Origin of the sequence: Dickeya sp. ws52, assembly GCF_007210685.1 — a bacterium.
GTDB lineage: Bacteria > Pseudomonadota > Gammaproteobacteria > Enterobacterales > Enterobacteriaceae > Dickeya > Dickeya chrysanthemi.
Map to the genome: position 1 here is coordinate 70,428 of NZ_SZVX01000005.1, position 14,313 is coordinate 84,740.

Genomic DNA, 14,313 nt, shown 5'->3' on the forward strand with positions numbered 1-14,313 from the left:
ATAATTAATCTGTCTGGCTCGGGGATGTTATTTTAGTCATAAATATTTATGATGATTTAAAGTGAAAGGGCAGGTGAATGATGAGTAAGAATATTTACGTGACGAGTCCTTTATTACCTCCTTTGGAAAATTTTGTTCCTTATTTAGAGGCTATATGGTCAAATAAACATTTAACAAATGGTGGCCCTTTTCATCAACAGTTAGAGCAATCGCTGTCTGAATACTTGGGGGTAGAACACCTATGCTTATTTACCAATGGTACATTGGCCTTATTGACTGCGTTGCAAGCTTTACGGATTACTGGTGAGGTTATCACCACGCCTTACTCATTTGTCGCGACATCTCACTCACTGCTGTGGAATAACTTAAAGCCTGTTTTTGTTGATATTGATCCTGTAACCTGCAACCTTGATCCTAACAAGATAGAAGAGGCTATAACGCCTAATACATCAGCTATTTTACCCGTACATTGTTATGGTATTCCTTGTGATGTAGATCGTATTCAGGAAATTGCAGATATCTATGGCCTCAAAGTGATTTATGATGCTGCCCATGCTTTTGGCGTTAAGAAAAACAACACCAGTATTCTACGCCATGGAGATCTTTCTATACTGAGTTTTCATGCAACTAAGGTGTTTAATACAATAGAGGGTGGTGCAATTATATGCCCGGATTTGAAAATGAAGAAGCGTATAGACCATCTGAAAAACTTTGGTTTCGTTGATGAAACAATTGTTGTTGCACCCGGTATCAATGGGAAAATGAATGAGGTTCAGGCCGCATTTGGTCTATTACAATTAAATTATATTGACCAGGCTATTAGAGATAGATGTGATATTTATCATTACTATCGTAGACAACTGAGTGAAGTTCATGGTATCCGAACCCTTAGTGTGCCTGAATCAGTTGATTGGAATTATGCTTACTTTCCTGTCTTTGTTAATGAAGATGTATTCGAAAAGCGTGAGAAGCTTTATCTTGCATTAAAAGAAAAAGGTGTGATGTCACGACGTTATTTTTATCCGCTTATCAGTAGTTTTCCTATGTATCGAGGGCTTAGCAGCGCAAGCGTCAATAATTTGCCTACCGCTACTCGTATTGCTGATGCTGTCCTTTGTTTACCCATATACCCAGGATTAAAAGTTGATGAGCAAGATGAAATTGTTAATATCATCATAGAAACAATGATGTGATCGTATTAGCAAACTATTTAATGGATTTTTATAGAGAATGAGAGTGTAGTTAATATTATATTCTCATTTTTTAATTTTTAGGAGAGTGCTTCACTATGAGTAACTATATTCGGATGAAATCTGCAAATCAATACTACCGTGATATATTCAGCCGAGAATTGAGGCTGGGTAGCATTGGTGAGCTTGATCATGAAATATTAATTGATTTGATAGTACGAAAAAGTTGTGATACATACTCTCTGACTAAAAAATTGGCCGAAGCATCAAGTAATTTGCCGGAGCAGCAGGACAAAGCATTAAAGATAATGCTCAATGCGATTGCATTGGCTAATCTGGCATCAAATGAAAAATGGGAAGGATTGCAGGTTAAATTACCATCTGATTATATTCAAGGTGTAATCAATGCTGTATCTGATGTTCTGGATATCTCGCCAAACCTTGAGTATTTGGTTGCATCAATACAGCTTCTTTTTAAAGTCGGGGCTATAGATGAAGCAATTTCTCTTATTGAGAGTAACTTCTCTATATTGAATGATATCCCTGTAATATATAAAATCCTGCTATTAACTTGTATGTTCGAAGATAATTATGAATATGCATTGATGCTTGTAAAATTGATGGTCGCGGATTCCAATCTTATTGGCGAGGATCCCCTAGCCATGCTGATGATTGTGACGACAATCTTTAAGAACGGTGGCTACCCTGATGATTATATAGACTTCAGTTCATTAAGATCAAAGACAGAAGATATTGATTACTCTGGGTATCAGTGGGTGAAAAATGTAGATGTTGACAGTGTTAAGCCTACTGTTCTTATCGCGTGTGATTTAAAATACTATTATGAGCATGCAATAGGATTGATTTATTCTATTTATGATACTAATAAAAATAATCTTAATGTTCATCTTCATATTTATAATATCGATGGTAAAACGGTTGATGATGTCATTAATAAATCAAAAAAATTACCAGAGATAAATATTTCTTGTACTACGGAATCTATAGGTTTTGAACAAGGGATTAATGTTCATTATGCTTGTAGGCGATTTATCTCTGCGAACTATTTGCAAAAATTCTTGAATAGACCATTAATTATTGTTGATGCCGATTGTTTGATTAGAAAAAATTGGAATACTATAAAATTTGATGTGTCAAAATATAGTGTTGTTTTAGCTCAAAGTGAGAATACACCATTTTGGGAAAAAGCAATTGCTGGTTTTGTTTACTTAGATGGAAGTGAGTATTCTCGTAGATTTATAAAAAAAGTTTCTTTTTTTATTTGGAATAATTTAAAAAAAGGTAATGCAGTATGGTTTTTAGATCAGGTTGCTTTATCTGCTGTTATGGAAAAGACGAGTGACCAGTCTGAAATGGGTAAGATCGATGCATCATTTATGTGTGATGTGAACCATAGGGATAATTCATTTTCTTGGGTTGTGACAACAATTAAAGATGCCAAAAATAGATATTCTGAATATAAAGATTATCTATTAGGTAAGTATGGTTATTGATAACAGGATGTAAGATAAATAATTTCATTTATAATGTGTTCTATGAAAAGTAGTATGGGTCTGAAAAATGGGAAAATCAGAGCAAGCAAGAGATATACGGTTGGCGATAATGCAGCCTTACTTTTTTCCTTATATTGGCTATTTTCAACTGATATCATCGGTAGATAAGATTGTTATTTATGATAATGTTAAATATACAAAAAAAGGATGGATAAATCGTAATCGTATATTAGTAAATAACAAAGATGTTGTTTTCTCATTGCCATTAAAAAAAGCATCAGACTATCTCACTATTAGTGAACGAAGTCTTGCTGATACTTTTTACCCTAACGAATTATTAAGTAAAATTCATGGTGCATATGGAAAAGCACCTTGTTTCCAAAGCTTCTTCCCTGTCCTTGAGAGTATTATCTCTAGCAAGGAAAAAAACTTATTTTTATATATTTATAATTCTATTGTTGAATTGTGTAAGTACTTGGGCATAAAAACTGAATTCATAATATCTTCTCATGTGTCAATTGACCACGCCTTGAAGGGGCAAGAAAAGGTGTTAGCACTATGCGAGGTTCTACAGGCAAGGAAATATATTAACGCAATTGGTGGGGTCGAGTTATATTCAAAAGAGACGTTTCGTGAAAAAAATATTGAGTTGAAATTTATCAAAACGACTCCTTTTGAATACAAACAGTATAATAATAATTTTATACCATGGCTGTCTATTATAGATGTGATGATGTTTAATTCTTGCGATGCTGTTCGTGAATTAATAGAAACCAACTACGAGTTGATATAAACCATGTTTAAATGGATAAAGTTAGGTAAGGTATTTACACCACAAGAAATAAAAAATCGTCCCTGGTTGAAAGAGTTTGCTCAAGCACCAGCGACACTGGTTTTTGATGACTTTGTTCGTGTCTATTTTTCTTGCCGTCCACCAGCAGATAGTAATGGTCAGTATGTAAGCTATTCGGCTTATGTTGATTTGGCACGGCATGATCTCTTTCAGATTTTACGTATTAGTGAGCAACCTATTTTAAAGTTAGGTAGTCTGGGAGAGTTTGATGAGTTTGGTACTTATCCTGTATCGGTAATTCGTCATGCGAACAAAGTGTATGCTTATTATGCAGGATGGACTCGATGCGAATCTGTTCCTTTCAATGTGGCCATTGGGGCTGCAGCGAGTCATGATGGTGGTAATAGTTTCGAAAAACTAGGGAATGGACCAATTATATCCTATACACCTGATGAGCCTTTTGTATTAAGTGGCCCGAAAGTTCGTCGATTTAATAATAGCTGGTATTTATGGTATATCGCAGGCCGTAAGTGGAAAATGGTTAATGGTCGTGCAGAACCTGTATATAAAATTCGTATGGCAACCTCAGATGATGGTATCCATTGGGTTAAACAGAATAAAGATTTGATTGAGAGTCGTATAGAGGAAGATGAGGCACAGGCTAGCCCCGATGTCTTTTATGCTAACGGTAAATATCACATGTTTTTCTGCTATCGATACAGTAGTGACTATCGAGGAAAAGCAAATGGATATCGGATAGGGTATGCATATAGTGAGAACTTGACTGATTGGGTCAGGGACGATAAAAAAGCTGGAATTAATGTATCGGACGATGGCTGGGATTCTGAAATGATTAGCTATCCTCATGTTTTTGAGTTGGATAATAAGATTTACTTAGCTTATCTTGGTAATCAGGTTGGCCGAGAAGGGTTTGGATTGGCTGTCTTAGATGGTACGTTAGAATAATTGGGCAATAATATGAAATGGGAAAAAGTCGGTAAAATATTTGATCCAACAGAACATTCTCTACCTAACGATTGTGTTGAGTTCGCTCAATCACCACAAGCACTTGTTTTTCATGACTTTATCCGTATTTATTTTTCTACTCGCGCTTTAGATAAGAGTAATGGGAAATATCTCAGTCATATCGCTTTTGTTGATATGCAAAAAGATTTAAAAACGATTATCCGTGTATCAGACAAAACAGTTATTCCTTTAGGTAATCTTGGCTGTTTCGATGAGCATGGAATATTTCCAATGAATGTCGTTCGCCACAATAATGATATATATGGATATACCTGTGGTTGGAATCGCCGTGTTTCTGTATCAGTGGACACAGCGATAGGATTGGCTATTAGTCAAGATGACGGCCTAACTTTTCAACGAATTGGTGATGGCCCGGTGCTTGCCTCATCTCTTCATGAACCTTGTCTGGTCGGTGATGGTTTTGTAAAGGTCGTCGATGGTACTTTTCATATGTGGTATATATTTGGTACACATTGGAAAAAGTCTTCGCCAAATGGAGCTCCGGAACGAACCTATAAGATTGGTCATGCAATTTCTGATGACGGCATTAATTGGTTTAAAGATCATGAGGCTGATCAGATCATTTCAGATAAACTTGGCCCTGATGAAAGCCAAGCTTTGCCTTCGGTTATTGCTATAAATGAACGATATCATATGTTCTTTTGTTACCGGGAGTCTTTTGATTTCAGAACAAGTAAAGGTAGAGGATATCGTATTGGCCATGCCTGGTCTGATGATTTGAAAAATTGGACTCGCGATGATGAATCTTTTCTCTTGCAAGGAACACCCGGTGAATGGGATAGCGATATGCAATGTTATCCACATGTCTTTGAATGTGATAATAAAGTCTTCTTACTGTATAATGGTAACGAGTTCGGTCGTAATGGGTTTGGTTTGGCGGTGTTGAAAACGTGACACATACTCTTAAGTTTAGTATCAACCAGTCTGATGAAGAGAATGTCGCTCAGTTATTGCAGCTTTGCGATGGTCACTTCACTCCTCCTTTGAGTGAGCGTGTGCATATTGCGATGTATGCCGAAAAAATAACCAAGCAGGCTGAGCGAGTGGAAGCATGGTCTGATAATAACTTGGTTGGGTTGGTTGCTGTATATTGCAATGATAAAAATAATTTTGTCGCGTTTATAACTAATGTATGTGTATCACCATATTGGCAAGGTATGGGTATTGCTTCAAAATTACTATCCTTAACGATAGATTTTTTGCATGGTCAGAAATTTAAAAGCATTGAGTTAGAGGTAAGTCGACATAATTTTTCGGCGATATCGCTCTATGAACGAAAAGGTTTTTCCATACTGAACCGTACTGATGATTCAATTTTTATGTATAAAAATATGGAGTGACACATGGAAAATAAACGCGACTATAACGCCGAAATAAATGATACATCAGAACACAAATATGCATATGGCTTTGATTTTGATGTAATGCATCCGTTTATGATTAGATCGTTTGAGCCATTTTTCAAGTCTGGAAATTTATTGGAGCTGGGTAGTTTTAAAGGGGATTTTACTCGTCGGCTTCAATCTTATTTTGATGATATTACATGCGTTGAAGTATCGGATGTCGCTATTTCAGAAGCAAAAAAACGCTTACAGGGAAATGTTCGATTCGTTAGTGATCGCTTTGAAAGCGTAAAGTTAGATAATCAGTACAATAACATCGTTCTAACACATGTATTAGAGCATCTCGATGATCCTGTCTCTGTCTTAAAGCGAATTAATGATGAATGGCTTTCTAAAAATGGACGACTATTTTTAGTTTGCCCTAATGCTAATGCACCATCCCGGCAAATTGCAGTAAAAATGGGGCTGATTCCATATAATTCAGCAGTGACAGAGGCAGAGAAGGAGCATGGGCATCGGTGTACTTATACCTTAGATACATTAGAACGAGATGCCGTGAGTGCTGGATTAAAGGTTGTACAACGATCTGGCATTTTCTTCAAAGCACTTGCTAATTTTCAGTGGGATAGGCTGCTGCAAACTGACATTATCAGTCAAGATTATTTAGAGGGTTGCTATAAACTAGGGCAACAATATCCTGATCTTTGCTCTAGTATTTTTTTACTATGTGAGCGAGGCGATAGATAATAATTATTTCTACCAGAATATGGCACCATTTCACCTGGTGTCATATTTTTAGCCATAGGTGCTGCGTATAGGGTGCTCAGTACATTTATGGTTTTCTCTATTAGTTACCTCATCATGCAATTGTGAAGATAATGTCTTTAAATTCATTGGGTTGCTTCATGGCTTTATATGGAGCGGGATATCTGTGGCTATAGATGTGGTGAATGTTTGATAATTTTTTTGTGAATCATTTTCTTTTTATCAGTTACCTGAAACCAAGATTGAATTTATAGACAAGGTGAGCTGGGTATGTACCATATCTTTGCTATAGACGCTATAGTATGAAGATGAGAGTCTGGCGACGTATCTGAAAAAAGCCTTTTTTCTACATCTGTTCTTCCGATTGTCATAGTATGCTAAACGCATAATGATGTTGAGCACCTTAATTTTATAGGTATTTATCACTGTGAGCGAACTGTATACCGCTGAAGGCACAATGGATAAAAATTCATTATGGAAGCGCTATGTTCCATTGGTGCGCCATGAAGCCTTACGCTTACAGGTTCGTCTCCCGGCGAGCGTTGAGCTTGATGACCTCCTGCAGGCGGGAGGCATTGGGCTACTCAGTGCGGTAGAGCGCTATGATTCGTTGCAAGGTACGGCATTCACAACCTATGCCGTGCAGCGTATTCGTGGCGCAATGCTGGATGAGTTGCGTAGCCGGGATTGGGCGCCACGCAGTGTCAGGCGTAACGCCCGGGAAGTAGCGCAGGCGATGCAGCAGGCTGAACAGTCACTCGGCAGGGCGCCTTCCGAACAGGAGGTCGCCCAAACTCTGAATATCTCGCTGGAGGAATATCGTCAGATTTTGCTGGATACCAACAATAGCCAGCTGTTTTCTTACGATGAATGGCGGGAAGAACATGGGGACAGTGCCGAGGCGTTGCTGGAAGGAAACGAAGACGCTAATCCACTGAATCAGTTGATGGATGTCAGTCTACGTCAACGGGTAATGGATGCGATTGAAAACCTGCCAGAGCGCGAAAAAATGGTGTTGACTCTCTACTATCAGGAAGAGCTGAACCTGAAGGAAATTGGTGCAGTGCTGGAAGTAGGGGAGTCGCGCGTTAGTCAGTTGCATAGCCAGGCGATTAAGCGTCTGCGTGCGAAATTAATGAGTGACGTTTAATTTTGGAGCACACAGACATGTAGTTGTACCACCCTACAGTCAGGAATGGACTCATGCCCCAAGCAACCAGGAAGAAGCAACTTCTTAGCCGTTATTTGAAAGACTTCAAGCACAGGCAAACACACTGCGCCAATTGTGGTAAGGAATTAGATCGTGTTTCATTGGTATTCCGCGATCAGCTTATCAATAAAAAGTCGATTGCTATGATGGATCGGCTGATCGACAACACGATCTGGGAATCTGTGCAGGAAGAACTTGTCCCGCTGTGCCGTTTTTGTAGTGAGGTTTCCTGCAATACGCACGCCAATTATTTCGATATCAAAGCATTTACGCAGTATCTAATCGAACAGACCGAGGTGCGTCACAGCACCATGCGTGAATATGTCATTCGTTTACGACGTTTGGATGAGCTGCTGTTGGCGAAGAATTATCCGCAGGATAGTTTTATATCGGATGACAGTATTCAGCAGCGTGTTTGCGATTACCTGCCTGATATTGAGCAGAATACCTACCGCAGTGCCTTACGAAAGTATGATCAGTATCTGCATTGGCAAAAACATTACTAGCCTTCGAATTCCTCCGCTGCCTGGGCGGAGGAAACCCATTCTCGTCGTTCTGATATATGGTTAATTCAATATACCCAAAATAATTAGAGTTGCAGGACAACCGGCTGCTGCGGCCTTGAAAGGGCCAAGGAGAGGCCGAGTAATAAAGCCAACGCGCCTGCAACTTGGAATATGACGGGTATACCTCACCCGCCTTAAGACAGTGAACTCAATATATAGCCGGCAAGTGCGCAGCCTATGCAATATATAGTTTTATGTTATGACAATGTAAAAAAACTTGCTATGCAGGGGCAAAATAGAGCACTGTCATCATAATGACATCTTTGAGAGGTAGCTTCCTCCAGAGATGTTAGATGCCTGATGCGATCAATCATTATTCATCTGAATAGTCATTGTCACAGTGAGGAGCGCGAATGGTAGAGTCCTTCCCTGGACGGAACAGTCAGCAAATTCGCTCATTTCTGCCGCCTTGTCGAGGCGGAGGTTCTCTCTCCCGCTTCACTTTTTCACTGTCCCCCTGTTTTTTCAATACGTTCTACAGCGTGATTTCCGCTTCATTCTCTCACACCAATGCTAAACACATTGCTATCACTACAAGCGTGACGGCGGTGTTTACCCATTGGTTTTCGTCATCTCACTTGAATTGCGGCTTAATAAGGAAGCCAAACCTCATTTGTGAACAAAACACCGTCGGCCTGAGTCGTTCGGTCAGTGAAACAAACTGTAAGGTGCCACTATGGGAAGACAAAAAGCAGTGATCAAAGCGCGTCGTGAAGCTAAACGCGTCATCAGACGCGAATCACGCAGTCATCGTCAGCGTGAAGAAGATTCGGTCACTTCTCTGGTTCAGTTGGGTGGTATTGAAGCTATCGGTATGGCGCGTGAGAGTCGCGACACCTCAATTATCGAAGCCAGAACCCCAGCCCAGGAACAGTACTTGTCTGCAATAGAAAATAAACAGTTAATCTTTGCCACCGGCGAGGCGGGTTGTGGCAAAACGTTTCTCAGTGCGGCTAAAGCAGCCGAAGCACTGCTTCATAAAGAGGTTGAACGCATTATCGTTACCCGACCGGTATTGCAGGCGGAGGAAGATCTCGGCTTCCTGCCGGGCGACATAGCGGAGAAATTTGCACCTTATTTCCGGCCGGTGTACGACGTGTTGCAGCGCCGACTCGGTTCATCCTTCTTACAGTATTGCCTGCGGCCGGAAATCGCTAAAGTGGAAATTGCGCCGTTTGCCTATATGCGTGGGCGAACGTTCGAAAATGCCGTTGTGATTTTAGACGAGGCGCAAAATGTTACCGTCAATCAGATGAAGATGTTCCTGACGCGTTTGGGTGAAAACGTTACGGTGATCGTTAATGGCGATATCACGCAATGTGACTTACCGACCGGTGTGAAATCCGGCTTGCAGGATGCGCTAGAGCGGTTTACCGAGGATGCGATGATCAGTATTGTCACGTTCGGTAAAGGGGATTGCGTCCGTTCTGAACTGTGCCAGCGTACGCTGGTGGCGTACTCCTGATTCAGGGTTAACGTAAAAGAAAAAAGGGTTGCGTGAGCAACCCTTTTTTATCATAACAAATCAGTGATGACCGAGGCGCAAGGACGTGCTTCCACCCATCGCATGTGCATCGCCGAACGCGTGGTTTGCTTGCAGTTTGAATACTTCAACCGATTGACGCAATTGCGTTGCTTGTTCGTTGAGTGAGTCTGCTGCGGAGGAAGCCTGTTCCACCATCGCGGCGTTCTGCTGGGTAACCGCCTCCATCTGGTTGATGGCGGTATTAATCTGAGAGATGCCACGGCTTTGTTCTTCTGAAGCCAACGATACTTCATTGACCAGATTGGATACGTTCTGAATGACGGTCTTCACATTGCTGATGGCATCGCGCACCTCATCTGCTTGCACCGCGCCATGTTTTACGGCGGAAATTGCGCTGTCGATTAGGGTCTTGATCTCTTTCGCTGCTGATGAAGAACGCTGCGACAACGTACGGACTTCACCGGCTACGACCGCAAATCCCCGGCCATGTTCACCGGCTCGTGCGGCTTCTACCGCAGCATTCAGGGCCAGAATGTTTGTCTGGAAGGCGATGCCTTCAATCAGGTTGGTGATATCCGCGACTTTGGCAGACCCGTTGGCAATCTCCTCCATCGCAAGCGTCATACGCTGCACCGCTTCGTCGCCATGCTGAACAGCAACGCCGGCTTGTTGGCCCAACTTATTAGCCTGCGCGGTGTTATCGACATTACTTTCGATTGTCGATGAAATTTCATGCATACTGGCGGCTGTTTGTGCCAGAGAGGAAGCTTGTTCTTCTGTTCTGGCAGAGAGATCTTCATTGGCGGCAGCAATTTCTCCGGATGCAGTCGATACATTTTCGCTGGCGGAGCGTACATTGATCAGCACAGCGGAGAAACGTTGAATCAGGTTATTAAAGGCGTTGGCAGTCTGGCCTATCTCGTCGTTCTTGCTGGTATCTGCCCGTAACGTCAAATCCAGATTTTCACTAACGTTCGTCAATGTCTGGCGCAGAGCGTTCAGGCTGGTACGAACATAGTTAATAATCATTGTGGACAATGTACCCGCTACCAGCAGTGCAGCCACAATCAGTCCGACCAGCCCCAAAAATGCCAGCCTGAAACTGGAGTTGTTCTGTTCCTGCAAATCACCAGCCAACGCCACATTATAGTCGTACTGATCCTGGAACCCTTTTACCAGTTTGTCCTGCGCCAGTGTTACGTACCCCTGGCTGGAAAAGGCTTTTTCTGCTATCTGGGGATCCGTCAGAGATTGCTGGAATAGCTTATCTTTGGCTGCGCGAAAATCGCTCAGATATTGCAGATTGTCATTGGTCATCTGCAAATCTTTGCTGTCAGAAACCAATTCTTTTTTATAAACAGCATTCAGTTTGTCAACGTTGGCGAGAGCGTTGTCCAGCGTACGCTTTAAAGCATTACGCTGTTGCTCGTCACGGCTAAGAAAAAAGAGCCCCAATGCACCTCGTGCGTCGTTCAGAGCATTGGTCGATCTCACCAGATTATCGAGGCTGGGTAATGTGTTAGTCATCACATATTCCAGACGGTCTTTTGACTGGCTCAGTGAATGCAGCCCAAAACCACCTACGCAAATCAGTGCCAGAGAAAAAATACTGATTGCGATAGCTAATTTTTTTACGATGGTCATGTTCGAATACTCCACCAAAAAGGAAGAATTGGGTAGCGGTATAATTATCTTACAGTGGTTAATCTATTTTATTTAGATTAAGTGAACATTAATGAAAAGGAAAAATCGCTTTATTTGCTTTTCTGGGTAAGTATAACCTAAGTAACTAATGGGTCATTTAATTTTATTGTTCTGCATCAATGTTTTGCCTGTTTTACTGAGTGTTCACTATCCCTTTGATAAAGAAGGCTGTGCTGAAACTATCTGTATGGAATACGTTGTTATATGAAGAAAAGTTTAATTCTTCTTATTTATTATATACGAATAAAGATAGCACATTATCTCAGATAGTTATGCCTGCCATGTTTTATGCATTTCGAGATGCTGTTTTTATTTGTTAGCTTGTGCTCAGTCTACTCTGTTTCGGCTGACTCTTTATCCGGTTAGCAATGAGCGGTTAGAGTGAAGTTCAGGGGCGGGCAGCGGTCCAAAACGGCATACCGTTTTGTCGAACTCTGTCGTGGGTTCTCATTCGTCCCGGCACCGGTTAAAAACAAAAACCCCAGACTTGCGTCTGGGGAAAGGCGGGTGAGGGTGAGCCGGTCCGGTCGGGATTGACTCGCGCGGAGCGCTCGCCCTGCGGGCCGCCTGCGGCGGTCCAAAACGGCATACCGTTTTGTCGAACCCTGTCGTGGGTTCTCATCCGTCCCGGCACCGGTTAAAAACAAAACCCCCAGACTTGCGTCTGGGGAAAGGCGGGTGAGGGTGAGCCGGTCCGGTCGGGATTGACTCGCGCGGAGCGCTCGCCCTGCGGGCCGCCTGCGGCGGTCCAAAACGGCATACCGTTTTGTCGAACCCTGTCGTGGGTTCTCGTCCGTCCCGGCACCGGTTAAAGACAAAAACCCCAGACTTGCGTCTGGGGTTTTTGTCTTTAATCTGGCGGTGAGGGAGGGATTCGAACCCTCGATACGTTTTCACGTATACACACTTTCCAGGCGTGCTCCTTCAGCCACTCGGACACCTCACCGGATTGTCGCCGTCAGGGGCAACGGGGCGCTACTATAGGGAGTCGCCCTGTTATGGTCAAGCAGTATTTCAGGCTTTTAAAACGTCTGGTTAACTGTTGCTCGACCCGTACTGCCGAGCGTTGTCTTGCGGGCAAAAAAAGACCACCGCCGGAGCGATGGTCGCATCATATGACCTGGCTTAATTAGTTCAGCAGGGATTTGATGTAGCTGGTCAGTTCCGCATTGGTGCTATTGGCGAAGAAGTACTCCTGGAATTTCGGACCGGCGATAGCGCCTTTGACCAATTCCTGATCCAAACCTTTCAGGATGGTGATCAGGTCGTTGTAGGTCACCGCTTTTACTGCATCCAGAATTTTCTTGTTACGCTGCTGCGGAACTACGCGATCGCTCGGATAGCCGCGGCCGCCTTCTTCTTTGAACAACTGGGTGAACAGGTTTTCCAGATTCAGTTCAGCACCCCAGCCAAAGCCTTTAGCGTACGGCAGAGAAACGGCATTACCGTTGTTGATCTGAGAGAACAGGTAAGCGTCTGACGGGTCAACAACCAGACCACAGATTACACCCGGGAAAGAGTTACAGGCGAGCATTGCGCCCTGGCCAGTACCACAACCCGTGACCACGAAATCAGCGGCACCGGAGTTCAGCAGGATGGCAGCCAGAATACCGTTCTGGATGTAAGTCAGCTGTGCTGCGTCTTCAACAGCGTATTGACCGTAGTTGTGTACGGTGTGACCCATCGGTTCAACGGCTTTGGACAGAGCAGCAGCGATAATCGCGTTTTTTGCAGCCTGGCTGTTCTCGTTAATCAGTGCAATTTTCATGTTCATTCCTTTAAGTGTGCGGACAACTACATTTTTTAAAACACTATTTCATTTCGATGGCTCAGTATACCTTGCTCATCAGAAACCGCAAACCACCAGAAACCGGAATTGATCGCAAAAACGTGAACTGATCGACCTCTCGTGACCGCCTTTGCCTGTGAATTGCAGAGAAGATAGCCGACCGGGTTCGTGGCGTACACCGTTATCCGTTTCTCAGACTGATGTTATGTTGCCGGACGTCAGGCGACGGATAATGACCGGAAGATGAAAAAGCAAAGAAATGATACAGGCGACAGGCGAGGTCTGCGGACCGTCAACGTGCAGTGGAGCGGGCGTCGACAGCAAAACGCGGCGAGAACGCCGCGTTTTTTCTGTGATTAGAATGTGCTGGTATCTTTGAACAGACCGACCTTCAGGTCGGTTGCCGTATAGATCAGGCGGCCATCGACCAACACTTCACCGTCTGCAATGCCCATGATCAGCTTGCGGTTGATAACACGCTTGAAATGGATGCGATAAGTCACTTTCTTAGCGTCCGGCAGCACTTGCCCGGTGAATTTTACTTCACCCACGCCCAGCGCACGGCCTTTGCCTTCACCGCCCAGCCAGCCGAGGTAGAAACCTACCAACTGCCACATGGCATCCAGCCCCAGACAACCTGGCATCACCGGGTCGCCGATGAAATGGCAACCGAAGAACCACAGGTCCGGGCGGATGTCCAGCTCTGCTTCCACATAGCCTTTTCCATGCAGACCGCCTTCTTCGGTCATCGAGATGACACGATCCATCATCAGCATGTTGCCGGCCGGCAGTTGTGGCCCCTGAGGACCAAACAGTTCACCGCGTCCGCTGGCGAAAAGATCTTCTTTTGAGTAGGAGTCGCGTTTGTCTACCATGTTTCTATAAGCCCTGTTTTTGTGGAGCACG

General features: G+C 43.1%; 13 protein-coding genes and 1 tRNA gene. 10 read left to right on the forward strand and 4 right to left on the reverse strand.

Features of this window, described 5'->3' with window-relative positions; genetic code table 11:
- Positions 1-80 precede the first annotated feature (80 nt).
- From FDP13_RS06255 to phoH, 10 genes are all read left to right on the forward strand, one after another.
- Positions 81-1,193: a DegT/DnrJ/EryC1/StrS aminotransferase family protein gene (locus FDP13_RS06255; RefSeq protein WP_033576323.1), complete on the forward strand. Its 1,113-nt coding sequence runs from the start codon at positions 81-83 to the stop codon at positions 1,191-1,193.
- A gap of 95 nt (positions 1,194-1,288) precedes the next feature.
- Positions 1,289-2,704, forward strand: a complete 1,416-nt coding sequence (locus FDP13_RS06260; RefSeq protein ID WP_143839035.1) for a hypothetical protein — start codon at positions 1,289-1,291, stop codon at positions 2,702-2,704.
- Positions 2,705-2,771: 67 nt separating this feature from the next.
- Positions 2,772-3,497 carry a WbqC family protein gene (locus FDP13_RS06265; protein ID WP_199886311.1) on the forward strand — a complete coding sequence of 242 codons (726 nt, stop codon included), beginning with the start codon at positions 2,772-2,774 and terminating at the stop codon, positions 3,495-3,497.
- 3 nt (positions 3,498-3,500) lie between these two features.
- Positions 3,501-4,463, forward strand: coding sequence for a glycosylase (locus FDP13_RS06270; RefSeq protein WP_143839036.1), 963 nt, complete (start codon positions 3,501-3,503; stop codon positions 4,461-4,463).
- A 12-nt stretch (positions 4,464-4,475) separates the two neighbouring features.
- On the forward strand, positions 4,476-5,438 hold the full coding sequence (locus FDP13_RS06275; RefSeq protein ID WP_033576274.1) for a hypothetical protein: 963 nt from the start codon (positions 4,476-4,478) through the stop codon (positions 5,436-5,438).
- On the forward strand, positions 5,435-5,884 hold the full coding sequence (locus FDP13_RS06280; RefSeq protein ID WP_050516104.1) for an N-acetyltransferase: 450 nt from the start codon (positions 5,435-5,437) through the stop codon (positions 5,882-5,884). The genes FDP13_RS06275 and FDP13_RS06280 overlap by 4 nt, the downstream gene beginning before the upstream one ends.
- A 3-nt stretch (positions 5,885-5,887) precedes the next feature.
- A complete protein-coding gene (locus FDP13_RS06285) occupies positions 5,888-6,634 on the forward strand; it encodes a class I SAM-dependent methyltransferase (RefSeq protein ID WP_033576273.1) in 747 nt (248 codons plus the stop codon).
- A 445-nt stretch (positions 6,635-7,079) separates the two neighbouring features.
- Entirely contained in the window at positions 7,080-7,802 is a 723-nt protein-coding gene (locus tag FDP13_RS06290; RefSeq protein WP_012769316.1) for an RNA polymerase sigma factor FliA, read from the forward strand.
- 53 nt (positions 7,803-7,855) lie between these two features.
- A complete protein-coding gene (gene fliZ, locus FDP13_RS06295) occupies positions 7,856-8,368 on the forward strand; it encodes a flagella biosynthesis regulatory protein FliZ (protein ID WP_012769317.1) in 513 nt (170 codons plus the stop codon).
- Between the two features lie 736 nt (positions 8,369-9,104).
- Positions 9,105-9,893 (forward strand): phosphate starvation-inducible protein PhoH, encoded by a 789-nt coding sequence (gene phoH, locus FDP13_RS06305; RefSeq protein ID WP_012769319.1) that lies wholly within the window; start codon positions 9,105-9,107, stop codon positions 9,891-9,893.
- Between the two features lie 60 nt (positions 9,894-9,953).
- Here phoH and FDP13_RS06310 read toward each other — a convergent pair whose 3' ends face one another.
- The 4 genes from FDP13_RS06310 to fabA all read right to left on the reverse strand — a co-directional run bounded on the left by FDP13_RS06310 (position 9,954) and on the right by fabA (position 14,282).
- Complete coding sequence (locus FDP13_RS06310) at positions 9,954-11,558, reverse strand: methyl-accepting chemotaxis protein (protein WP_143839037.1); 1,605 nt, start codon at positions 11,556-11,558, stop codon at positions 9,954-9,956.
- A gap of 916 nt (positions 11,559-12,474) precedes the next feature.
- Positions 12,475-12,564 (reverse strand) — tRNA-Ser (locus FDP13_RS06315).
- Between the two features lie 183 nt (positions 12,565-12,747).
- Complete coding sequence (locus tag FDP13_RS06320) at positions 12,748-13,386, reverse strand: RpiB/LacA/LacB family sugar-phosphate isomerase (RefSeq protein ID WP_012769321.1); 639 nt, start codon at positions 13,384-13,386, stop codon at positions 12,748-12,750.
- 377 nt (positions 13,387-13,763) lie between these two features.
- Entirely contained in the window at positions 13,764-14,282 is a 519-nt protein-coding gene (gene fabA / locus FDP13_RS06325) for a bifunctional 3-hydroxydecanoyl-ACP dehydratase/trans-2-decenoyl-ACP isomerase (RefSeq protein ID WP_012769322.1), read from the reverse strand.
- Between the last annotated feature and the right edge of the window lie 31 nt (positions 14,283-14,313).

What these genes read in the sequence shown, in the direction of transcription:
- FDP13_RS06255 (WP_033576323.1), top strand. Translation starts at nt 81, where the DNA reads ATGAGTAAGAATATTTACGTGACGAGTCCTTTATTACCTCCTTTGGAA.
- FDP13_RS06260 (WP_143839035.1), top strand. Translation starts at nt 1,289, where the DNA reads ATGAGTAACTATATTCGGATGAAATCTGCAAATCAATACTACCGTGAT.
- FDP13_RS06265 (WP_199886311.1), top strand. Translation starts at nt 2,772, where the DNA reads ATGGGAAAATCAGAGCAAGCAAGAGATATACGGTTGGCGATAATGCAG.
- FDP13_RS06270 (WP_143839036.1), top strand. Translation starts at nt 3,501, where the DNA reads ATGTTTAAATGGATAAAGTTAGGTAAGGTATTTACACCACAAGAAATA.
- FDP13_RS06275 (WP_033576274.1), top strand. Translation starts at nt 4,476, where the DNA reads ATGAAATGGGAAAAAGTCGGTAAAATATTTGATCCAACAGAACATTCT.
- FDP13_RS06285 (WP_033576273.1), top strand. Translation starts at nt 5,888, where the DNA reads ATGGAAAATAAACGCGACTATAACGCCGAAATAAATGATACATCAGAA.
- fliZ (WP_012769317.1), top strand. Translation starts at nt 7,856, where the DNA reads ATGCCCCAAGCAACCAGGAAGAAGCAACTTCTTAGCCGTTATTTGAAA.
- phoH (WP_012769319.1), top strand. Translation starts at nt 9,105, where the DNA reads ATGGGAAGACAAAAAGCAGTGATCAAAGCGCGTCGTGAAGCTAAACGC.
- FDP13_RS06310 (WP_143839037.1), bottom strand. Translation starts at nt 11,558, where the DNA reads ATGACCATCGTAAAAAAATTAGCTATCGCAATCAGTATTTTTTCTCTG.
- FDP13_RS06320 (WP_012769321.1), bottom strand. Translation starts at nt 13,386, where the DNA reads ATGAAAATTGCACTGATTAACGAGAACAGCCAGGCTGCAAAAAACGCG.
- fabA (WP_012769322.1), bottom strand. Translation starts at nt 14,282, where the DNA reads ATGGTAGACAAACGCGACTCCTACTCAAAAGAAGATCTTTTCGCCAGC.